At 41.8% G+C, this 22,725-nt stretch carries 21 protein-coding genes; 14 read left to right on the forward strand and 7 right to left on the reverse strand.

All coding sequences use genetic code 11. The features are described from left to right. The first annotated feature begins 2 nt into the window (after nucleotides 1-2). Both E2P86_RS05710 and E2P86_RS05715 read left to right on the forward strand, forming a co-directional pair. Entirely contained in the window at nucleotides 3-191 is a 189-nt protein-coding gene (locus E2P86_RS05710) for a hypothetical protein (RefSeq protein WP_085473922.1), read from the forward strand. Nucleotides 192-465: 274 nt separating this feature from the next. After that, nucleotides 466-1,449: a helix-turn-helix domain-containing protein gene (locus tag E2P86_RS05715; RefSeq protein ID WP_085473923.1), complete on the forward strand. Its 984-nt coding sequence runs from the start codon at nucleotides 466-468 to the stop codon at nucleotides 1,447-1,449. Between the two features lie 680 nt (nucleotides 1,450-2,129). On the opposite strand, the gene E2P86_RS05720 is transcribed toward E2P86_RS05715, so the two are convergent. Continuing rightward, on the reverse strand, nucleotides 2,130-3,905 hold the full coding sequence (locus tag E2P86_RS05720) for an ABC transporter ATP-binding protein (protein WP_085473924.1): 1,776 nt from the start codon (nucleotides 3,903-3,905) through the stop codon (nucleotides 2,130-2,132). Between the two features lie 273 nt (nucleotides 3,906-4,178). Here E2P86_RS05720 and E2P86_RS05725 point away from each other — a divergent pair, with 273 nt between their 5' ends. The 7 genes from E2P86_RS05725 (at nucleotide 4,179) to E2P86_RS05755 (ending at nucleotide 10,026) form a co-directional block, all read left to right on the forward strand. Then, nucleotides 4,179-5,252, forward strand: coding sequence for a Glu/Leu/Phe/Val family dehydrogenase (locus E2P86_RS05725; RefSeq protein WP_085473957.1), 1,074 nt, complete (start codon nucleotides 4,179-4,181; stop codon nucleotides 5,250-5,252). Between the two features lie 62 nt (nucleotides 5,253-5,314). Then, nucleotides 5,315-6,262: a transcription antitermination factor NusB gene (gene nusB, locus E2P86_RS05730; protein ID WP_166785156.1), complete on the forward strand. Its 948-nt coding sequence runs from the start codon at nucleotides 5,315-5,317 to the stop codon at nucleotides 6,260-6,262. Nucleotides 6,263-6,266: 4 nt separating this feature from the next. Further along, nucleotides 6,267-6,725, forward strand: coding sequence for a DUF1573 domain-containing protein (locus E2P86_RS05735; protein ID WP_134431471.1), 459 nt, complete (start codon nucleotides 6,267-6,269; stop codon nucleotides 6,723-6,725). Between the two features lie 84 nt (nucleotides 6,726-6,809). Continuing rightward, nucleotides 6,810-7,139 (forward strand): preprotein translocase subunit YajC, encoded by a 330-nt coding sequence (gene yajC / locus E2P86_RS05740; protein ID WP_085473926.1) that lies wholly within the window; start codon nucleotides 6,810-6,812, stop codon nucleotides 7,137-7,139. Nucleotides 7,140-7,283: 144 nt separating this feature from the next. Further along, nucleotides 7,284-8,231: a CdaR family protein gene (locus E2P86_RS05745; RefSeq protein ID WP_085473927.1), complete on the forward strand. Its 948-nt coding sequence runs from the start codon at nucleotides 7,284-7,286 to the stop codon at nucleotides 8,229-8,231. A 1-nt stretch (nucleotide 8,232) separates the two neighbouring features. Continuing rightward, complete coding sequence (gene coaE / locus E2P86_RS05750) at nucleotides 8,233-8,826, forward strand: dephospho-CoA kinase (protein WP_085473928.1); 594 nt, start codon at nucleotides 8,233-8,235, stop codon at nucleotides 8,824-8,826. A 219-nt stretch (nucleotides 8,827-9,045) separates the two neighbouring features. Further along, nucleotides 9,046-10,026, forward strand: coding sequence for an MBL fold metallo-hydrolase RNA specificity domain-containing protein (locus E2P86_RS05755; protein WP_234991279.1), 981 nt, complete (start codon nucleotides 9,046-9,048; stop codon nucleotides 10,024-10,026). A gap of 277 nt (nucleotides 10,027-10,303) precedes the next feature. On the opposite strand, the gene purH is transcribed toward E2P86_RS05755, so the two are convergent. Together purH and purN are read right to left on the reverse strand one after the other, a co-directional pair. Next, the gene (purH, locus tag E2P86_RS05760) at nucleotides 10,304-11,830 is read right to left on the reverse strand and encodes a bifunctional phosphoribosylaminoimidazolecarboxamide formyltransferase/IMP cyclohydrolase (RefSeq protein WP_134431474.1); all 1,527 of its coding nucleotides are present in this window, start codon (nucleotides 11,828-11,830) and stop codon (nucleotides 10,304-10,306) included. Nucleotides 11,831-11,882: 52 nt separating this feature from the next. Next, entirely contained in the window at nucleotides 11,883-12,458 is a 576-nt protein-coding gene (gene purN, locus E2P86_RS05765) for a phosphoribosylglycinamide formyltransferase (protein ID WP_134431477.1), read from the reverse strand. Between the two features lie 104 nt (nucleotides 12,459-12,562). On the opposite strand from purN, the gene E2P86_RS05770 reads away from it, so the two are divergent. After that, nucleotides 12,563-13,057, forward strand: coding sequence for a TlpA family protein disulfide reductase (locus E2P86_RS05770; protein ID WP_134431480.1), 495 nt, complete (start codon nucleotides 12,563-12,565; stop codon nucleotides 13,055-13,057). Here E2P86_RS05770 and E2P86_RS05775 read toward each other — a convergent pair. The 4 genes from E2P86_RS05775 to E2P86_RS05790 are packed head-to-tail and all read right to left on the reverse strand — an operon-like array spanning nucleotide 13,054 to nucleotide 17,207. After that, nucleotides 13,054-14,493, reverse strand: coding sequence for a serine hydrolase domain-containing protein (locus tag E2P86_RS05775; RefSeq protein ID WP_134431483.1), 1,440 nt, complete (start codon nucleotides 14,491-14,493; stop codon nucleotides 13,054-13,056). The genes E2P86_RS05770 and E2P86_RS05775 overlap by 4 nt on opposite strands. A gap of 24 nt (nucleotides 14,494-14,517) precedes the next feature. After that, entirely contained in the window at nucleotides 14,518-15,267 is a 750-nt protein-coding gene (locus E2P86_RS05780; protein ID WP_085473933.1) for a LytR/AlgR family response regulator transcription factor, read from the reverse strand. After that, nucleotides 15,260-16,285, reverse strand: a complete 1,026-nt coding sequence (locus E2P86_RS05785) for a sensor histidine kinase (protein WP_234991280.1) — start codon at nucleotides 16,283-16,285, stop codon at nucleotides 15,260-15,262. The genes E2P86_RS05780 and E2P86_RS05785 overlap by 8 nt, the downstream gene beginning before the upstream one ends. Before the next feature lie 19 nt (nucleotides 16,286-16,304). Further along, nucleotides 16,305-17,207: a LiaF transmembrane domain-containing protein gene (locus E2P86_RS05790; RefSeq protein WP_085473935.1), complete on the reverse strand. Its 903-nt coding sequence runs from the start codon at nucleotides 17,205-17,207 to the stop codon at nucleotides 16,305-16,307. Between the two features lie 277 nt (nucleotides 17,208-17,484). On the opposite strand from E2P86_RS05790, the gene E2P86_RS05795 reads away from it, so the two are divergent. From E2P86_RS05795 to E2P86_RS05810, 4 genes are all read left to right on the forward strand, one after another. Further along, nucleotides 17,485-17,820, forward strand: a complete 336-nt coding sequence (locus E2P86_RS05795) for a DUF3276 family protein (RefSeq protein WP_085473960.1) — start codon at nucleotides 17,485-17,487, stop codon at nucleotides 17,818-17,820. A 132-nt stretch (nucleotides 17,821-17,952) separates the two neighbouring features. Then, nucleotides 17,953-20,073 (forward strand): S9 family peptidase, encoded by a 2,121-nt coding sequence (locus E2P86_RS05800; RefSeq protein WP_134431486.1) that lies wholly within the window; start codon nucleotides 17,953-17,955, stop codon nucleotides 20,071-20,073. A 636-nt stretch (nucleotides 20,074-20,709) separates the two neighbouring features. Then, complete coding sequence (locus tag E2P86_RS05805; protein ID WP_085474565.1) at nucleotides 20,710-21,501, forward strand: hypothetical protein; 792 nt, start codon at nucleotides 20,710-20,712, stop codon at nucleotides 21,499-21,501. A 6-nt stretch (nucleotides 21,502-21,507) separates the two neighbouring features. Further along, on the forward strand, nucleotides 21,508-22,668 hold the full coding sequence (locus E2P86_RS05810) for a 1-deoxy-D-xylulose-5-phosphate reductoisomerase (RefSeq protein WP_134431489.1): 1,161 nt from the start codon (nucleotides 21,508-21,510) through the stop codon (nucleotides 22,666-22,668). Nucleotides 22,669-22,725 lie beyond the last annotated feature (57 nt).

Below are 22,725 nucleotides of genomic sequence, written 5' to 3' on the forward strand. Positions count from 1 at the left end.
AGATGGCGGAAGAAAAAGTTAGCAAAAGAAAGCGATATGATGACGCTGTGAAAACACAGGTAATCAAAGATATTGTAGAGGATGGTTGCCTAATTGGGGAGGTGCTGTTTAAGTATCGGATATCGAACAAGAGAACGGTTGTTAATTGGTTAAAGTCACATCTTGAAAATCAACAAATATTGAGCGCATAGGAATCGCATACCCTATATCTACCGCACTTTTGTGCACGAAAAATAATTTACTATGACAAAACATTTTGTCATAACCATTGTTAACTATAAATTAAATAATTTATAATTAATTTGTTATGCGCTCTAAACAGTATTTACTCAACCGCTTGAGTGTGATTATGCTATTATGCATGCTCTCGATGGTTATTTTTATTTTGTTTTTCGAAAAGTAATTACGAAAAAAGTTATATTAGTATACGATTATAATGTACTAAAGTAACGAAGGGATTTCTGCATGAAACAGTTGACGATAGGTTTTGGCGTGGAGCTGGATTGGGTGCCTAATTATGCGGCACAATTGGAAGCTGATATTCATGGTAATAATATCATGGTAGGTTCGACTTTATTTGAAGGAACTCGGTTTGCTTACCAAATAGATCCTAATATTAGTTTCTTAGTCTGCGATGCGATCTATAAGGAGGATATTCATTTTAAGTTTAAGAATACCCGATCAGATTTTATTGAGATACATTATAATTTATCGGAAGATCCAGGCCTGTATTATTTGAATAATCGCGCAAACGTGGTGGGCAGAGAAACCTACAACTTGGCGATCTTGGATAGTGCTATTAATGGGGAATATGTAGTAAAAAAAGGAAGTGCTGCTTTTGTGCTATCCATCTTTATTAAAAAAGAAGCGTATGTGCCGTATCTTTCAAAGATGGACGGGCATGAAGATATTCTTTCCACGATCTTTAATCCTAAATTTAATACGGTTATTCGAAATGACCGAATGACGAATAAGAGCTGGTGGCTCTTGAATGAATTGCGTAAAAAACCTGTTTACGGCGATTTGTACCGTTATTTCTGTTGCGGTACCGTTTATCAACTCATTGCAGAATATATTGAACAGCTGAAGGAAGTGAAGATAAAGATCGATAAGGTCACTAAAGGTGATATCGACGCGATTTTTTCGGCACAGATGCAGCTGGTTATGTCCCTAAAAGGTGCTTTTCCTGGGATTGATGTTTTAGCGGAAACAGCATGTATGTCGGCAACCAAGTTTAAGCATCTCTTTAAAAAAGTGACCTCACAGAGCCCACACTCATTTTACCTGACAAATAAACTCGCTGCAGCGAAGGATATGCTTGAAAAAGGCGGGAATAATATTACGGAAGTTGCGGATGCATTTGGCTTCGCCAACGCTGCTCACTTCGGTGAGGTTTTTAAGACCGTGTACCATATTAGTCCGAAGGAATATGTCAATCTATTAAAGTAGTTTATAGTTGGTAGATCGTTGTTTATAGTTGATTGTTCATTGTAGAGCCACAAACCCCGAAGGGCTCAGCGCAGCTAAATTTTGCAGTTCATAGTTCAAGGTTGGTAGTTCGTTGTTTATAGTTGATTGTTCATTGTAGAGCCACAAACCCCGAAGGGCTCAGTGCAGCTAAATTTTGCAGCTCATAGTTCAAGGTTGGTAGTTCGTTGTTTATAGTTGATTGTTCATTGTAGAGCCACAAACCCCGAAGGGCTCAGCACAGCTAAATTTTGCAGTTCATAGTTCAAGGTTGGTAGATGTTTGGGAACTATATCGTCATCTCGACTTTGGAGAGATCTACGAACTATCTAGGTGATGTACTCGTCATGGCTTCCACGATTGCTACGTCAATGTTTCGACAGGCTCAACATGACAGGTTAGGCTAAAAACGCAGACTTTAAACTATTGACGGCTAGATCCAACAAAAAAGACACAAGATCTTGTGTCTCTACATTACCCCTGACTCTATCACCCACCAACTACACTCTACCAACTATACTCTATCAACTACACTCTACCAACTATACTCTATCAACTACACTCTACCAACTATACTCTATCAACTACACTCTACCAACTATTCTCTATAAACCACCAACTATACTCTACCAACTACACTCTATCAGCTAGCCAACTACTCCCTAAACCGTTTCCAATAACTGCTTTTCATGGAGTTCAAAGTATTCCCCGCCTTGTTCCATCAGCTGGTCGTGCGTACCTTGTTCGATGATACGTCCTTGATCCAGTACTAAAATATGGTCCGCATTTTTAATGGTGGAGATTCGGTGTGCAATAAAGATAGTCGTCTTATCTTTCATGATCAAGCTCAGATTATGGAGGATTTCCTCCTCCGTCTTGGTGTCAACCGCCGATAAACAATCATCAAAAATCAGGATTTCAGGATCCTTAACCAATGCACGTGCAATTGATATCCGTTGCTTCTGTCCGCCGGAGAGCGTAATTCCGCGCTCCCCAATATGGGTTTGGAAACCTTCCTCAAAACCAACGACGTTATCGTAAACAGCGGCATCTTTGGCTGCCTTTTCAATGCGTGGCATGTCTACATTATCTAGGCCAAAGGCAATATTCTTCGCGATGGTATCCGAAAATAAAAATACCTGCTGCGGCACAAAGCCAATCTGTGAACGTAAACTACTAATTTTTAATTTCTCAATGGCAGTACCATCATATTGTATGCTGCCTTTATCGGCATCATACATACGAAGTAAGAGGTTTGCGAGGGTTGACTTTCCAGAGCCTGTGCGACCAATAATAGCTAATGTCTTTCCTTTGGCAATGGTAAAGGAGAGGCCATCGATGGCTTTGATACCCGTATCGGGGTAGGTGAAGTGTAGGTCTTTGACTTCGATGTTACCATGCAGGACGACTTCAGATTGACCGTCTATAATCTCAGGTTCTGTTTTTAGGAACTCATTGATCCGCTTTTGTGAAGCTGCTGCTCGCTGAAATAAGGATGTTACCCAAGCCAGTGACATCGCTGGAAAGGTAAGTTGATTCACATACAAGATAAACTCCGCGATATTACCAGCGGTAATGGTCCCATTATTTACTTCAATACCGCCTACATAAACCGTAATAATGGTACTGAAGCCCACTAAAAAGATAATAAGCGGAAAGAAGATAGCTTGTATGCGGACGAGATCAAGAGATACCTTATTATAATAGTTACTTTCATCGGCAAATACCCCCATTTTCTCTTCCTCACGGGCATACGTTTTTATGACACGGATGCCTGAAAATGTTTCCTGTACGAATGAAGAAAGGGTCGATAGCTGTCGTTGTATTTTCTCACTACGGATATTAATGATTTTGTTGACATAAAGGATAACGACCGATAAGATTGGGATGGGGAGCAACGAATAGGTGGCTAGCTTGGGATTGACATCGTACATGGCATAAATAATCATGATCGATAGTACCACCGTGTTTATGGCATACATAATTGCTGGCCCAAGGTAGTTTCGTACTTGGTTGACATCTTCGGTTGCTCGGTTCATCATATCCCCCGTATTATTGCGACGGAAGAAAGCAAAATCTAGTGCTTGGTAGTGTGCATAAATTTCGTTCTTAAGGTCGTACTCAATGTGTCGTGAGGTCAAGATTAAGGTTTGCCGCATAAAGAAAAGGAATATGCCGCGTAGCAAGGCCAAAACAAGGACGACCACACCAAAAAACAACAAGCTGCTGCCAAAAACTTTGTACACCAGATCCTGCCGCTCAAAGCCATCGTATAGACGGTATAGGTCTATGTTTTCTTTCACCAAATCGAAGGCCTCCCGGATTACCTTCGCGGGAAGGATACCGAAGTAGTTAGATATGATAACAAATAGGACGCCAGGGATTACCTGCCAGCGATATTTATAGAAGTATTTATTAAGATATGCTAACTCTTTCATCAATGACAAACTTAGATAAATTTGACTGTATATGCAATATAAGAACCGGTGGATAAATAGACCTATAGGGACTACAAATAGGGCTGATAATTTGTTTTACAGCGCAAAACGTAAGAATGAAATTTTAAACGATATGGGCTACTTATAGAAAAAATGTATAAAAAATGACATTGCTTTTCAAATGTTGTAATTCTTGTCAATAATAAAGCGGTGACAGAAAAATTTCCTAATTTTGCCCTAATATTTTTAGAAAAACTGGCATTTTTTAATGTTATGGAAATAAAGCAATCTTCTATCTTCGATCAGATGAGCCTTTCAGGTCATCAGAATCTGTTTTTTTGTCAAGATCAGGCCGTAGGCTTGCAGGCAATTGTTGCTATTCACGACACCACCTTGGGCCCTGCTATCGGGGGCGTACGGATGTTGCCTTACGAGTCGCTATCAGATGCCATTGATGATGCCTTGAGACTTTCGCAAGCCATCACCTATAAGTCTTCTTTGGCGGGTCTAAATTTAGGCGGCGGAAGTGCGATTATTATGGGGAATCACCGTACCGATAAAACGGAAGTGTTGATGCGTCGTTTTGGACAGTTTGTGCAAGGTTTGAACGGTAATTTCATTGCGGCAACCGATATGGGCACCACGCAGAAAGATTTGGAATATATGCTTTCTGAAACCAACTATGTAGCGGGCTTGCCAGCTTCATTGAACGGTGGTGGCGATACGACTGTTTTTGCAGCACGTGGCGTGTTCTATGGAATAAAAGCCGCGATCAAGGAACTTTATGGGGATGATAGCTTAGCGGGTCGTAAGGTTGCTGTGCAGGGATTGGGTAGTATCGGTGAGCAGTTGGTGAGTATGCTTCGTGCGGAGAATGCACGCGTATACGTATCGGATATGACGGAAGAGCGCAAGATGAAAATTGCAGCGCAATATAAGGCGGAGCCAATTACCTATGCGACAAGTTTCGAGCTGGATGCAGATGTATATGCGCCATGTGCGTTGGGCGGAACGGTGAATCCGGAAACCGTACCACGTATGCGTTGTAAGATTATTGCGGGTTCAGCAAACAATCAGTTGAAGGATGAAGAATTGACGAACAAATTGTTGAAGGAGCACGATATTCTATATACACCGGACTTCTTAATTAACTCGGGTGCGTTGATTAGCTGTTTCTCTGAATTAGAAGGGTATGGCAACGATCGCACTGATGCATTGGTGAAAAATATATACAATGCAACGCGCCACGTGATACAAAAATCAAAAGAAGATAACATTACTACCTTCGATGCCGCTAAACAATTGGCAGAAAAACGTATCTTTGACATCAAGAAGTTAAAAAGATAAAAAAACAATAAAAAAAGTATAATACGTTCTTATTTATATACAATCGTTCTTTAAATTAAATTATGCTTAACAGAAGACACCTCCGGGTGAAAGTAATGCAAACGCTTTATGCGTACAGTTTATCCGAGGATAAGCAAGTAAAGGATTTCGAAAAAGCGCTGTTCACGAGTATCGATGAGGTGAACCAGATGTACGTCTGGACGCTTAATCTGCTGGATGAAGTTGCTGAGTACGTGCTTCTTGATGCTGAGGGGAGAGCTAATAAATTTCTTCCGACGGAGAAGGATAAAGTGTACACCACAAAATTGAATAGTAATAGTTTTATTGAGTCACTGAGACAAAATAGAACATACTTGGAGTGTGTTAAGAAGTACAAGGTTGATTGGTCCTATGACCCGGAGATTGTACGTGCTATTTTTGCACAACTGAAGGAGTCTGAAGAGTATTTAGTCTATCTGAAACAGGAAGATCGTTCGATCGGTGCTGAGAAAGATATTATCAAATATATTTTCAAAAAGATCATCTTGAAATCAGCTGATATTGAGCAGGCTTTTGAAGCTCGCTTTATCAACTGGCCGGTGGATAAAGAAGTATTGCAAGCGATGATTGCAAAAACTTTTAAAAACTTCAGCAGCGAAAATCCAGTACAAAACAAATTGGCAGATCTGACGCCTAATTGGGATGAAGATAGTGAGTTTGTCAGTGAATTACTGAAGAAGACAATCCGCTATGAAGCGGAGTATCAGGAGATGATTTCTGTAAAGACGAAGAATTGGGAATCGGATCGTATCGCATTGATCGATAATTTGTTAATGCGCATGGCCATCTGTGAGTTAATCAATTTTTCGAGCATTCCTGTTAAAGTGACGATTAACGAGTATATTGAATTATCAAAAGCATTTAGTACATCGAAGAGTAATACCTTTATCAATGGTATTCTGGACAAGATCCTTGCCGAATTAATGGGACAAGGGCGCATTCAGAAAGCTGGTAGAGGACTAAAAGATTAATAACATGAACAAGATATTTGGATGGAGTTTAATGGTGGCGGTAGCTATGTTGGGTGTTTCTTGTGGAAACAGTACGAGCAACGCCACGGGAGAGAATGCAGCAACGGATAGCGCTTTGGTGGATCCGGCTCAAACAGCAAAAGCATCCACCGGAAAGGTGGAGTTTGAATCGCCTGTATTCGATTTTGGAACCGTGAAAGAAGGGGAAATTGTAGAACATATTTACGCCTTTGAAAATACCGGTGAAGCACCCGTTATTCTCTCGCAAGTATCGGCATCATGTGGATGTACCACACCTTCGTATACACAGACTCCAATATTGCCTGGTAAGAAAGGGGAGATTAAAGTAAGCTTTGATAGCAACGGACAGGTCGGTAAACAACAGAAAATTGTGACGGTGGTGTCGAATGCTACAAATGGGGTGACGACGGTGCAGTTGAAAGGTGAAGTATTGGCAAAGTAAGTGGTTTTTTAACACTTTACTTTTAATTTTGACTTTTTGAGTCTTTATTTTATAATTTTGACTTTTTAATTTTTACTTTTAAATATGATGACAACAATCTTATTGCAAGCGGCTCCAGCAGGGGGCGGATTGATGAGTTTCTTACCTATGGTGCTGATTATCGTAGTATTCTACTTCTTTATGATCAGACCGCAGATGAAGAAACAAAAAGATCACAAGAAATATATCGAAGAATTAGGTGTTAACTCTAAAGTCGTAACGACTGCAGGTATCCACGGACGTATTGTAGAAGTGAGCGAAACTACGTTTTTGGTAGACGTTGGTTCGGGCGTTAAATTGCGTTTCGACAAGACTGCGATTGCTTTGGACGCTTCTAAAGCTGCGAATACCGATACGGTGAAAAAAGATGCTTAACATGAAACACCGTCGCTATAGACGGGGTGTAGATGAAGGCCTAATCTGGTTTATATCGATTTAGGTCTAAAAGGAAAGCCATTCGTAGTCCGTGATTACGAATGGCTTTTGTGTTTAATACGGCTAAATGTTAACTTTGTTTTTATGGCTCAACCGAGAATCAGTAAAGTAAAACGACGGAAGCTTGCAATTTTTTTGCGATGCATCGTTATATCCTTTTTTGCTTGGCTGCTTTTTGCGATATCGAGCATACAGACGTATACGATTAAGGCGGGGATATCGTATGTGAATATTCCGGAACAGAAGGCTTTTCACCCCCTTCAATCGGATACCGTGAGTGTACGGATGAAGATGAGTGGATGGAAGATTTTCCTCAAAAAACTGTACCCGGATACACCACATGTCCAGGTGGACCTCAGCGGACTAAAGACAAAAAGTTTTATTGTTTTTACCAATCAGTTGGGCTATATCAATCGACAATTTCCGGCCGACAACCAAGTTGTTTCTGTTAGTCCAGATACACTGTTTTTTGATTTCTCGAAGCAGACACAACGAAAGGTACCTGTGCGGGCCCTTTATAGTATGCAGTTTAAGAAACAGTATGGTATCATTGGGGATACCAAAGCGAACCCAGATTATGTGACCGTCACGGGACCATTGGAGGATGTCGCAAATATTGAGTATTTGGAGACGGATACGATCCGTGGAACGGCTGTATCTTCGGATATACGGACGATTGCTTACCTAAATAAACATCAAAAGAATAATATCACGATTTATCCTACATTTTCGGAGATTACGATCCCTGTAGGAGAAATTACAGAGAAGGTATTGGAGCTCCCTATTCGGGTGGAGAATGGTGGTCGCTATACGACGGTGCGCACTATACCGACCAAAGTGAAGGTCACCTTCCTGGTTTCCCTGAAAGATTATAATAAGTGGACTTCGCGTGACTTTGAAGCTATTGTGGATATGGAGAACTGGGAAGAGAATAAAGTTAAAACGCTGCCCGTGATTATAACGAAAGTGCCCAATTATTGTCAGATAATTAGCATAGAGCCACAGAATATAGATTTTTTTGTACGAAAGTAATATGGGGTTGAAAGTTGGTATAACAGGCGGCATCGGTTCGGGAAAGAGCTATGTAGCAGAAATATTTAAAGCACTGGGCGTCCCTTTTTACGACGCGGATCGTGAAGCCAAGGATATTATGGTAACCAGTGATACGGTTCGCGAAGACTTGAAACAGGCATTCGGTGAAGCGGTTTATTTTGCGGATGGTCAGCTGAACCGTGCTTATCTTTCGTCGGTCGTATTTGGTGACGAGCGCCAGTTGCAACGACTGAACAGTATTGTACACCCTGCGGTCATTGCACATGGCGAAGCATGGTCTAACCGACAAACATATCCGTATTCACTGAAAGAGGCAGCTCTTTTATTTGAGAGCGGTTCGTATAAGAAATTAGATTATACGATTCTTGTGACAGCGCCCGAAGAGGAGCGTATAGCGCGTGTTATGAAGCGTGATAACGCGACACGAGAACAAGTGTTGGCACGTATCAGTAAACAATTACCGGATAGCGAAAAGAGGGAGATCGCGGATTTCATTATTGTAAATGATGGAGTTCAACCCCTGTTGCCACAAGTGCTGGAACTGCATAAACGATTTTTAGAAGAAGGTGCATAGGGGAGCTAGATGTTTGCTGGCATCAGGAAACGTTGGCGTGCTGGCGCGAGCTTTCAGCTCGTGTCCTATTTTGCTTGATCAAAGCACGAGCTACAAGCCTGTCTACCGCAGGCAGACTCGCACTAGCGTAGAGGTAGATTGCCGCTTCGCGAGGAGCTCCTCGCAATGACGTCGAGTGGGAAGTACTACAAACAACAAACCATCATCTAAAAACTACAAATGACAAAACGTCAAATGACAGATAATAATATATTAGCAGATTTTTTAGTCAAGACCTCCATAGGTTACTATTGTCGATATGGCAATTTTTATGTGGATGCCATGGCGCCTGTGGCGGTCAATGTTATTTCACATGCGCACGGTGACCATGCTACCGCAGGGCATAAGGCGATGTGGGCGACCGAAGCGACTTTCGCTTTTATGCGGAATAAATTTTCGAAACTTCCAGAAGATACCCTGCATACGGTTTCATTTGGAACCGCCTTCTCTTTGGGCGATGTAACCGTAACTTTGTATGCTGCGGGGCATATTTTGGGGTCGGCGCAGATCTTAATGACCTATCAAGGGGTTCGTTACCTGTATACCGGAGATTACAAACTGCAAGTAGATCCGACTTGCGAGCCGATTGAGATGGTGGCCGCAGATGTATTGATTACAGAGTCTACGTTTGCTAATCCTGCGGTTAAGCATCCGGATCCGGTTACAGAGATATTGAAGCTGAAGGACCGTCATAGTAATATCATGTTGGGCTGCTATACGCTCGGAAAATCGCAACGGATTACGGCGTTGATTAATCAACATCTACCAGAATTGGAGGTGTTGGTGCACCATAAGATGCATCCGGTGCATAAACTATATGATCAACTTGGTCCGCAGAAATTACGCTACACGTTGTATAATAGAAAAGCGATGAAGGAAGGCCCGACCAATAAGGTCTATTTGGTACCTCCTTTAACCTTTAATAGTTATTTTAAGGCGAAGAATGTGCTGAAGGCTTTTGCCTCAGGCTGGGCACGATTGCAACAACAGAATGATATTGAATTGTACATCTCCGATCATGTGGATTGGTTGGATATCCTTTCTTACGTGAATCACGTGAAACCTCGGGAGATATGGACGGTTCATGGCGATGGGAAACAACTCCAAGCTCATTTTGAAGGAACGCTCTTGGTGCGCGATATTTTAAAAGTTGTCGAATAACCTGATCACCCTTAACAAGTAAAAATGAAAAGATTTTTCAATGATCTATTGGGCGGAAGAGACGCGAAAACTGTAGGGAAGAGATGTCTCTTTTTTCTCTTAGGCTTTGTAGTGATCTACTGGCTTTTGGGATTTTTGTAGCGATAGGGCACGCTATGCTGTTTGTCCTTCGATAGCACTTCCACAGGAGGGCGCATCCGGCAGCTGCACGCTCTACTTCCTACTATGTACTCTCCACCAGAACTAAAAACAAAAAAGGGGCTTTAGCCCCTTTTTTTTAGTGTTTAAAGTGTCTTACACCTGTTGTTACCATCGCGACGCCTTTTTCGTTCGCCATATCGATTGATAACTGATCCTTGATTGAACCTCCAGGTTGCAATACCGCTACTACACCTGCTTCTCCAGCAATTTCCACACAGTCTGGGAATGGGAAGAAGGCATCAGAAGCCATAACACTACCTTTGATATCGAAACCAAAAGCATGTGCTTTTTCAATCGCTTGCTTAAGCGCATCTACACGGGATGTTTGTCCGACGCCTGAAGCGATTAATGTACCGTTCTTAGCAAAAACGATGGTATTGGATTTTGTATGCTTCACAATTTTATTTGCAAAGTATAAGTCTTTTAGTTGTTCATCTGTTGGTTGTACGTTCGTTACGCTGGTCATCAATTCAGGACCTTCAACCGTGTTATCTTTATCTTGAAGGATAACACCGTTTAATAACGTTTTGAACTGCGCAGTAGGTAGAGCAACTTCCTTACGTACCAAGATGATACGGTTTTTCTTTGCCGTTAGTATTTCAAGTGCTTCAGCACTGTATGAGGGAGCAATTAAAACTTCAAAGAACAAGTTGTTGATTTCTTCCGCTGTTTCTTTGTCGATTTCACCATTCGTAATCAATACACCACCAAATGCGGAAACAGGATCACAAGCTAGAGCATCGATCCATGCTTGTTTAACGGTTGGTCGTGAAGCCACGCCACAGGCATTCGTGTGTTTTAAGATAGCAAAGGTTGGCTCTGTAAACTCATCGATGATAGCAACTGCTGCATCCACGTCTACCAAGTTGTTGTATGATAATTCTTTACCGTTCAATTTATCGAACATCGCATCTAAATCACCGTAGAAAACACCTTTTTGGTGCGGGTTTTCACCGTAACGAAGCGTTTGTGCTTGTTGTACCGACTGTTTGAAGACAGGAAGTGGGTTTTCTTGGTTGAAGTAGTTGAAGATTGCTGTATCGTAGTGTGACGATGTATTGAACGCACGTTTAGCAAACTCTTTACGCTGCTCTAATGTCGTCTGTCCTTCTTGACTAGCTAGAATTTGCTCTAATTCAGTGTAGTCATTTTTTGAAGAGATGATTACGACATCATTGAAGTTTTTTGCTGCGGCGCGAATCAAAGAAATACCGCCGATATCGATTTTTTCGATAATATCTTGTGCCGCTGCACCTGATGCTACAGTTTCTTCAAAAGGATATAAATCAACGATTACTAAGTCGATTTCAGGGATCTCGTATTGTGCCAATTGCTCTTGGTCACCAGCCAACGGACGGCGAGCCAAAATACCACCGAATACTTTCGGGTGTAAGGTCTTAACACGGCCACCTAAGATAGATGGGTAGCTAGTAAGGTCTTCAACAGGTACAACATCTACACCTTGTTCACGGATGAAAGCTTCCGTACCGCCTGTAGAGTAGAAAGTAACATCGTACTTGTTTAGGAGTTGAACGAGGGGAGCTAGGTTGTCCTTGTAGTAAACCGACACCAAAGCATTTTTAATCTTAACAGGATGATTCATTGTCATTTATTTGGAGCCGCAAAGATAGCAATAAAGCAGATATATTCTGCTACTAATTGTACTTCTTCGATAAATTCTCGATGACTTTCGGAAAATACTGGTGCTCCAGCTGCTGTCCTTTGAATTTGAGTATCTCTAGCGTGTCACCCGGTTCCACGCGAAATTTCGCTTGGTGGATAACTTCTCCTTCATCAAAGTTCTCATTTACAAAGTGAATGGTAATACCGTGCTCTTCTTCACCGGCCGCCAAAACAGCTTTATGTACCTTATCACCATACATGCCCTTGCCACCATATTTCGGTAGTAAAGAGGGATGTATATTGATGATTTTATTCGGAAATGCTTTCAATAGGTTTTCAGGCACTAACCATAAGAAGCCGGCCAGGACGACAAGATCAATATCCAGACGTTTCAAGATATCGACCACCTCGTCTGTATCATAAAAAGCCTGACGATCGAAGACATGCGAAGGGATCTCGAAATTATCCGCACGCTGTAGCACGTATGCATCCGGGTTATTACTTAAAACTAAGGTTACTTCGACGAGGTTGGAGTATTTGAAATGCTCCATAATCTTTTGAGCATTGGAACCTGAGCCCGAAGCAAAAATAGCGATGCGTTTCTTCACGATAATGAAATTTTGTTCTGTATTTGTTGATTTGTAACCAAATATATAGTATTTTTCGGAAAAAAGCGAGCCTTTCGCATGGATTACACCTTAAATAATGCCGTATGAAACATTTCATGACAATAGCGCGATTAATGCTACTCTTCCTATGTATTCAAAGTATAGCTGCTGCTCAAGCACCCAAGCAATTACCTTCTTTTGTGAAGATTCACGATATCGCAAATAATGGTAAGCTACTGCAACAAGCGATACCAACGAAAGGGAAGGTCATGTTGATCTTTTATGACCCCGGATGTGGACATTGTCAAAAGTTAGGAGCGAGCCTGTCTAAGGCGTATGCAACATTGCCGCCCGTACAGATTTATTTTGTTACGATGAACGATAAGGAATATGTGGATAGCTACCTTAACATGTATGCACCAGCGTTAAAAGGAAAGAAAAATGTAGGCTTCTGGAAGGATCCGGGTGTGGAATTTATCGAGCGCTTTATGCCGAAAGAGTACCCTGCCACCTACATTTTCGATGCAGGCAGCAAGACTCTTATAAAAGATTTTCAAGGTGAAAGCGATGTGCAAAAGATTGTACCTTCTTTGCGTTAATTCTTACTTTCCATTAGCTTCTTTAAGATAGAAGCGCCCACACTATCTACAGCAAGTTCGGCATTGGAAAGCACAACTACGGCCGTTTTGCTATCTGGTGAAATCCCTAAAAAGGATCGGCTACCACCAGTGCCACCGTTATGCCATAAGAAAATACCTTGGTCTACCATATTCATGTGCCAGCCAAGCCCGATATCGGTATTGTTTGGTGTAGCCAGGGTAAATTCGCGAGTCAGACCCATCGCAGCTTGTAGGCCATTCTGTGGCATTTTAAATTGCTCGACTGCAAAAAGCATCATATCGCGAACCGTAGACTTTAGTCCACCAGCAGCAAACATGGACTGAAAGTTCCAAGTTGGAACCTCGATGCCGGATGCATTGTAGACTTTAATGAAATTTGTGTTTTTTGGATCCGGACGGTCGGTCGTGCTGTTCATCTGCAATGGGGTTAGTACGACTTCGCGCAGCTGCTGGGTAAACGGTTTCTTTGCAATGATACTAATCAGTTCACCCAACAAGCCAACCCCCAAATTACTGTACTCATAGGTCTCGCCTACTTCACGGGTTGCTTTATAGTTCTTTAGGTAGCTAAACAAAGCCTTGCGGTCATAGTTTGCATAAGGATCTTTCATCGTAAAGCCCGGTACTTTGTCCATATTATTTGCCAGACGTGGAAGACCTGAGCTGTGGTTTGATAAGCTCTTAAAAGTAATTTTCTGTAGATCAGGGTTACTCGCCAACGAGTCCGGAAGGTATGCCGTAATTGGGTCGTCTAACTTAGTAGTACCCTTGGTTACGAGGTCAGCCAGTAACACGGCGGTGAACACCTTGGTAATCGATCCAATTTCATAGATCGTATTTTCTGTAGGGGCCACACCACTACCTTTGATTGCTTCTCCGTAGAAATACTTGTTATATTGTCCGTCATGGAAAACACCAATAGCTAACGATTGCGCATTACCTTGCTTAACGAAAGGTTTGGCGACTGAGTCAACAAAGAAATCTACAGGTGATATTTTTTCGACCACACTGACTACTTCTTTCTTTTCTACGGGTTTTGCTGCCGGTTTTTCTCCGGGCGAAAACAAGATACCTTCGTATTTCAAAGTCGACGGGTCGACGGATAAGGTAAGCTTGATGAAGGCGGTCGGGTAGGTGAGCAAGTAAACACCGGACTGCTGTTTGAAATCCAATACTTCTACATTTTTGATCTTACCGAGCTGATACAGGTTGTTCATGGTAAAACCAAACTGATCGGCGCCAATTTTGCTTTTAAAGTTGTCGCTGGCCAAGTTGTAAATAGAATCTGTGTTCTTCGTGTTGATGAAAAACTCTAGTTTATTGAATACGGCCCTGTTTGCCAACTCTTCCTGACTCTGCCCGTAGGATGTCAGGGCAGCAGACAACATAAATGCGATAATAAGAATACGACTCATGCCCACAAAATTACAAACTATTGTTTACAAGCCAATAATTTGTTTTAAACGTGCGTAGCCCGATTTGCTTATATTTATCTTTTCTCCATTCAATAACGTAGCAATGTAACTCTCTTTTTCCAAAGGTTCAATTTTAGCCAATTGGTCTACTTTGGCAATAAACGAACGGTGTACACGTACGAACTGTTTGGGATCTAATTGCTTTTCAAAAGAACTCATCGTTTTGTTTTTTAGGAAAACGCCGTCTTTCGTGTGGATCTTAACATAATCGTCGTATGCTTCCAAAAAGAGTACCTGTTGGACGGGGATAATCTTGATCTGTGATCCATTTTTTACCACGATCCGCTCCAGCGATTCTTCTTCGGTTATCGCAGCCACTTTCTCGACAGTAGTTGTTGTACTACTGCCATTATTTTGGTTGGCAAAAGCATTCCTGAACTTAGATAACCCCTGTTCAAAGCGATCTTTACTGATCGGTTTTAATAGGTAATCGACCGCATTTTTTTCAAATGCTTTAATCGCATATTCATCAAAGGCCGTGGTGAAGATCACATTCGGCATTTCATCCAATATTTCAAGCATCTCAAAGCCAGTTAATTTTGGCATCTGGATGTCCAGAAAAACGAGATCCGGTTGGTGTTGCTGGATTGCTTTAGCACCCTGAAAGCCATCGCCACACTCCGCGACAATTTCAATATCGTCGTACTGTTTTAAATATTCCATAATAATAAGACGTGCCAAGGGCTCATCGTCAATAATGATGGTTTTAATCATATTGTGGGATTTTAAGAGTGGAGGTAAAAATATTGTTTTTTATCGAAGTGTCCAGTAAGTCGGTGCGTCCGTAGAGCAAAAATAAGCGTCGCTGGATGCTAGAAAGGCCAAAGCCGGTTCCTTTTTTCGTTTCAAACTGGTCGCTATCGAATGGGTTAGTAATCGTAATATAAAGCATGTAGTTCTCCAGACGTATGTCTATCGTTATTTCAACGTCGCCGATAACATTGTACAGGCCGAATTTAATGGCATTTTCCAATAGCGGTTGAATAATCATGGACGGGACTTTTGCTTTAGCGGCTTCTTCCTGGAGGGAGAAAGTGGTGGTAAGGCGATGCCCGAAACGTACCTTTTCGATGTCTAAATACAATGTCAGGTGTGTTATCTCATCAGATAGCGGTATCAATTGCTTGTCATCCTTTCGCATGGTTCCGCGTAAAAAATCAGATAATTGGAAGGTCATGTTGCGCGCTTGGTCGGGTTTGATACCAATCAAGGCGATAATAGAGTTTAAACTGTTGAACAAGAAATGGGGCTGTAGTTGTTGCCGCAAATTGTAAAGCTCGGCATCCCGAAGTATACGCTCGGACTCTTCTTTTCTCTTTTTGTTTTCCTCGTATTCTTCTTGTATGTTCCAAAAGATATTAATGATGGTTACACACAGTAGGAGAAGAAAGTTGATAATAAAGCGATAAGGAAGTACCTCGAAAAAGTGCGATAAGGAAAGGTTATCGAAAAATTGATTTAAAAAAAACAACGATAGCCCGACACTCACGGTGGTAAGGACGAGACAGATTACGGTGATTTTTATATACTGATTCTTCCGAGGTAGATAGTATTGTAGTGTGCTATAGATCAGGTAACAGCAGATCGTGATCGATAGGGCACCAATAATAGGTTCATACGGCGATACCGCCTTGGGACGATGGTCCCACCACAGGAGGAAATAGGATACCAAGAAGTATAGTATGCAAATAGTCCACGAACTTGCGTGGACCAATCGATTTTTGGATGTCATCTTAAAAATCATGTATCTGCTAGCTGTTCTTGATGGTTATATTACCTAATATGGATGTTCCCGTGATATAAAGACACTTGTTCTGATCCACCGCATGCGTTAAAATAACGCGACGGTCATCGTTTTCGCCCAAGATACTGGATACCGTTGTTGCCACGACCCAATGTGGAGGTACAATAATTTTTGTACTACCAAACAGCTGGAAGACATCTAGGGCTACAGGTTGTTGCATATCGGCTTGAAGCAGGTTAATCTGCGTACTGCCGAAGACATTCGTCACGGTGCCGCCCAAGAAGTTCTTGGAGAATATGTTTTTCTTGGCGTTTCCAAAGATGGAATCGACCTTGATATAGTTTTCCCCTTGGTGTGTAAAGTTATTTGTATAAGACTGCTGCTGTGCACTGCCCGGTGTGGTGCGGTATTCTTCTGCCTTTTGTTGAAATGGAGATTCTATCTCAGGTTCTTGCTGAAGCTCCTCTTCTGTACGCACGCGTTTGTCCCAATCAAAAATGTCGTTAGATCCATTGTCAGGTGTTGGTCCCGCTTGCGGTGGCACCGGTGGGATGCCTCCTTGGTTGCGGTTACGCATAATAAGGTAGATACCGATTATAATAGCACCTAATGGGATAATAACTTTTCCAAAGGATAGATCCATGAGGTTTTTAAGCAAGAATAAACCGCCTATTGAAATTAATATGATAGATGATTTTTTCTTGAACTGGGAATTGATCCCAATAACTAAACCGATAATAATCAGGACCATCTCCCAACCGAAAATCCAACGTGGAAACCAAATACCTAAATCTAGATTTTTCATCAAGAGGGCCAGACCTAGAAATACAATAATGGCACCGACGATATTAGCGCTCCTATTGTTTTTAGGCGGAATTCCTGGCGGGGTTGTATTATAGTCTCTTTCCATGCTATGTGTTATTTAATGTTTGATTCAAAAGTAAGGCAAACCTTTCGAATCAGTTAGCCAAAATAGGCAATTCGGAGCATTTATTCGGTGAATGACGGTTTTTTTTCGGTGAAAATTCCAGCGTGTTGTTGGGGTCGGTCAGTGTTTCGGTAGACTTTATTTTGGCAATCTCGAGAAAAATAACTTTTTTTTGAATAAAATTTGGTTGTTTGAAAGTATTTATTATATATTTATGACTGAAAAGAGAGGATTAAAACTTAAATACTTAACAATACTAATGGGAGATTTTGAAAACAAAGAGCGTGAGGAAGTATTTTCAAAAAAGGTGAGAGCCGGTAAGCGTACTTATTTTTTTGATGTTAAAGCGACTCGTTCTAACGATTATTATGTAACCATCACGGAAAGCAAGAAGCGTTTTGAAGATGGGCAGTTTATCAAACACAAGATATTCTTGTATAAAGAGGATTTTGAAAAGTTTGCTGAAGGGTTGACAGAAGTTGTGGAATACATCAAAGGTAATCAAGAGGTGGTTGAAAAACGCTACGAACCGAACCAGGATGATACAACATTTGATAACGGTGAATACGTAGAGAAGGATAACTTTACCTTCTAGTAACGTAAAGAACAACATAAAGGAGCCACTTAGTAGAGTGGCTTTTTTTGTGTTTGATAGGAAATATGTTACATCTATTTTGTCACGAAGCGCTGTAATATTGCTATTTTCGTGCATTATCAATAATCTATTATGTATAAAAAAATAACGGGTTCGCTTTTGGGCGTTCTTTTTTTCGCTGGGGTGCACGGGCAAACGAAGGAATTAAGCTTTGCCCAAGCTTGGGGTAGAGACTACTCGGTTACGCAAGCTATAAACTATTATAAAGGATGGGCCGATGCAGGGCATTACATTGAAAATGACCAAAAGGACCACCGTGATTATAAAGTGAATGTTAAAACGGGGGAACGGACACCTTATACACCACCGGCTACAGCTGATGTGGTTGTTTTTGTGAAGAATAAAGATATCTATATACAGTACGGAAAGTCGGAAGCGAAGCAAATTACGAAGTCCCCGGAGCTGGAAGAGCAGAATCCGACACTTTCGCCAGACGGAAAGTATGTGGCTTTTACACGGAAGAGTGATTTATATAGTGTAAATGTAGCAGACGGTCGTGAGTTACGCTATACATCTGATGGTACGGATGTGATCTATAATGGATGGTCCTCCTGGGTATATTACGAGGAGATTTTGGGTCGCTCGACTAACTATAAGGCTTTCTGGTGGTCTCCGGATAGTAAGAAGTTGGCTTTTATGCGTTTTGATGATACCAAGGTGCCGATGTTCCCGATCTATGTGTCGAAAGGGCAACATGGTTACTTAGAGGAAACGCGTTACCCGAAGGCGGGGGATGAGAACCCTGAAGTGAAGGTTGGTTTTGTGCAAGTGGAGGGATCGCCCGTGGTGTGGGCTGATTTTAATGCGAAGGATGACCAGTATTTTGGACAGCCGTATTGGAGTTTTGATAGCCAGTCGATCATGGTGCAATGGATGAACCGCGATCAGAACAATCTTAAATTTTATGCGGTAAATCCAAATGATGGTGTAAAGCGTGAAATTTATGATGAAAAACAACCGACATGGATTAATCTAGATCATGACGAACGCATTACTTACTTGGCGGATAACAAGCATTATATCTTGAAATCGGACAAGTCCGGTTGGGCACATTACTATTTGTACACTTTATCTGGGCAACTTGTGAATCCGTTGACATCAGGCGATTGGCAGGTGACATCGTTGCAATTGGTGGATGAAAAAAGTAAGGTCGTGTACTTTACGGCACGAAAAGAGAATTCGGCAACTTCTGACTTGTATCGGGTGGATTACTCGGGTAAGAATCTGAAACGATTGACATTTGGCGATTATACGCACAATGTTCAGGTGTCTCCCGATGGAAAATACTTTATTACGAACTATTCGAATGTAACCACACCGAATAAGGTAGCGCTGGTTGATAATAATGGAAAAATTGTAAAGGAGCTCGCGGATAGTAAGGGAGCTGACTTTGGTCAGTACCATGTTGGTAAGACGGAGTACATAACAATCAAATCGGATGATGGGAAATTTGATTTACCGATGGTGATTACATACCCTGTGAACTTTGATGCGACGAAGCAATATCCGGTTATCATGAGTATTTACGGTGGTCCGGATGCGGGAACCGTAAAGAATACTTGGAAGGGGATGTCGAATCAATTTTGGGCAAAAGAAGGCGTTATTCAGGTTGCTTGTGATCACCGTGCCTCTGGGCATTATGGTAAGCAAGGGGTCGCTTGGATGCACCGTAGCCTTGGACAGTGGGAGTTGGTCGATTATATTACGGTGGCCAAATGGTTTAAAGCAAAGCCTTGGGTAGCTAAAAATAAATTGTTGATTACGGGACATAGTTACGGTGGTTATATGACGTGCCTGGCATTGACTAAAGGAGCTGATTATTTTGATTATGGTATTGCTGGTGCACCGGTGACAAGCTGGGAGTTGTATGATACGCACTACACGGAGCGGTGGATGGATACACCACAGGATAATGCACAAGGATATAAAGAAGGATCCATCTTATCGTACGTGAATAACTATAAGGGGGTACTTCGTATTATGCATGGCGATTTAGATGATAATGTTCATCTACAGAATACGACGCAACTGGTCGATGCTTTGACGGATCGTAATGTGCCGTTTGAGCTGATGATTTATCCCGGTAGCAGACACGGTTTCGCACGTTCAAAATCGGCTTATGACTTTAAGGAGCGAGTGCGTTTCTATTATCAGTATTTATTAGAGAAACCTGTACCAAGCGATTTTAATTAAAGAAGGGGGCTCCTCTATGCCGGAGGGGCATACTCCTCTTTGCGGGAGAGGCATACTCCTCTTTGCCGGAGGGGCATCTTACTTTTGAAGCCAAAAGTAAGCAAAAGCTTGTCGCTAGGAATATTTGCAGGATGGGCAGTGCATGGGCAAGTTGCTACAGATGCAAATATTCCTCAGGCGACATAAAGTGATTATGGGTAGCTAGAAGCGATATAGTTAGTCTGTAGTTGGTAGTTTGTAGTTTATTGTGAGTAGTGGGGCGTGAATGATAAGTGTCACAAAGCTGATAAGCCCAACGTGGCTATTCGCATACCACGTCATCTCGACTTTGGAGAGATCCATAAACTATCTCGGTAAATTAATTCTTTGCCCATATGAGCTAGCTATGACGCTAAGGGCCAAATAATAGCGTACTAAAGGTGGGCGACCGCAAGGGGAGTCCCTACGTATGGCTTATAGATGTTTCGACAGACAGGACTGTCGCAGGATCGTCGAAGGGGTAGTTCATCGACCTAACTACGAACAACCACAGTCGTTTATATGCCACGTACAGAAAACAGCAAAAAATATCGCAAATCCCTTGATTTCAATTGATGCTTACTAAAATAATGCGATATTTGCAGTAATATTATGAGCATGTTAAACTATCTTAAAGAAAGTACTTTTAGAGCGAACGAAGTGTTTTTGCGGGCAATGTCAATCCTGCGTAAACATTATATCTCGATTGCAGGGCTTTGCTTTCTACTGTTTGTTACCAACAACCTTTCATCCTTTTTGGCGATGTACCTTAAGGAGAGCGCCGCTTCTGGGGTTAAAGTATTGCTGTTGTTTGTCTTCTTGACTCTTTTTTTTAGTTTGCAATTAATGTTGATCAAGCGTGCCCTCAATTTGGTGTCTTACAAAAAGAAACTAGGTTTTATGGGGTATATACCAACCACCAAGCAATTCGTGTCTTTTATTGTCGGTTTGTTAACGGCTATTCTTATCTCGGTTATTGTTGCTTGTCTGGTTTATGTCCTTTGTTTTCCCTTGCTTTATATGGGGATATCGATGGATCGTGTAATGTTTGAGATCCATCCTGTAATTACCGGGATTATTTCGGTTTATATTATTTTGCGCACTATGTTCTTTCCTTTCTTTATTTTGGACAAGAACTTTAGTGTTTTTAAATCCTATCGCTTTAGTTTGGCGGTGACGCGCGGAAATGTGTTCCGGCTGGTCTTGGTTTTGCTGTTGGTGTCTTCGACATTCTTACTGCAATTGGGATCGGAATATTTAGAGTACAACCTACTTGCACGAGCATTTAGTATCATCAACTCTTTTATCGTGATTCCGTCGGTGAGTTTGGTCCTGTCTATCGTGTATAGCGATATGATGAGCGAATATAAAGGTGAGGGTGATCCAGAGTTTCTGAAAAATATAATTTAGACCATTTTGAATAAAAGAAATATTGCCATTCTAGGGGCAACTGGTAGTATTGGGACGCAGGCGTTGGATGTGGTGCGGGCATTCCCAGAACTACTCGAGGTATCGGTGTTGACAGGGGCACGAAATGTAGCATTGTTGATTGAACAAGCGCTTGAGTTTAGACCTAAAGCGGTTGTTATTACCGATGAATCAGCTTACACGACATTAAAAGAGGCATTAGCGGGGACAAACATACGTGTCTTATCCGGCGTGGATGCTTTGGTCGAGGTGGTTACCGATCCGGAGATCGATGTGTTACTGAATGCTATTGTTGGGGCGGCAGGTCTAAAGCCTACCGTTGTTGCGATTGAGCATGGGAAAGATATTGCGTTGGCCAATAAGGAAACCTTAGTGGTTGCTGGAGAGTTGGTGATGGGCTTGGCTGAAAAGCATCAGGTGAAGATGCTTCCTGTAGATTCCGAACATTCCGCTATTTTCCAATGCTTGGTTGGGGAGGAACAGAATCCAATAGAAAAAATATACCTGACTGCTTCAGGAGGTCCTTTCCGGGGGAAAGGACGTCTTGACTTAATGGAGGTCACCAAAGCGCAGGCTTTGTTGCACCCGAATTGGGTGATGGGGGCCAAGATTACGATCGATTCGGCATCTTTAATGAATAAAGGTTTAGAGGTGATTGAAGCCAAGTGGTTGTTTGATCTGGAGGTCGATCAGATCGATGTTATCGTACATCCGCAGTCTATTGTGCACTCCATTGTACAGTTTCAAGACGGTTCTATGAAAGCACAAATGGGTGTGCCTGATATGAAGCTTCCGATCCAGAATGCATTGACGTATCCTTTGCGAATGCAGAATTCCTTTGAGCGGTTTGATTTCTTAAAATATCCTACGTTGACTTTTGAGCCAGCCGATCAGGAAACTTTTCGCAATCTGGAACTTGCCTACAGTGTCCTTCGTGCTGGAGGTGATCGTGCTTGCGTGCTTAATGCAGCTAATGAGATTGCCGTAGAAGCCTTTCTGAATGATCAAATCTCATTCTTGGGGATGAGCGATCTGATTGAAGCGACATTGTGTCAGCAAAAGATGGTAAAACAACCAACTTTAAATGACTATATTGCCATTGATCAGCAAACCAGACTTGTGGCACGAGATTTAATAGATAAGATATAATTAGGCAGAAAACGGTGTCGTTTTCTTGTTTTGTAAATTTTTACGATTGATTTATAG

The sequence above is a fragment of the Sphingobacterium psychroaquaticum genome (assembly GCF_004421025.1).
Classification (GTDB): Bacteria; Bacteroidota; Bacteroidia; order Sphingobacteriales; family Sphingobacteriaceae; genus Sphingobacterium; species Sphingobacterium psychroaquaticum.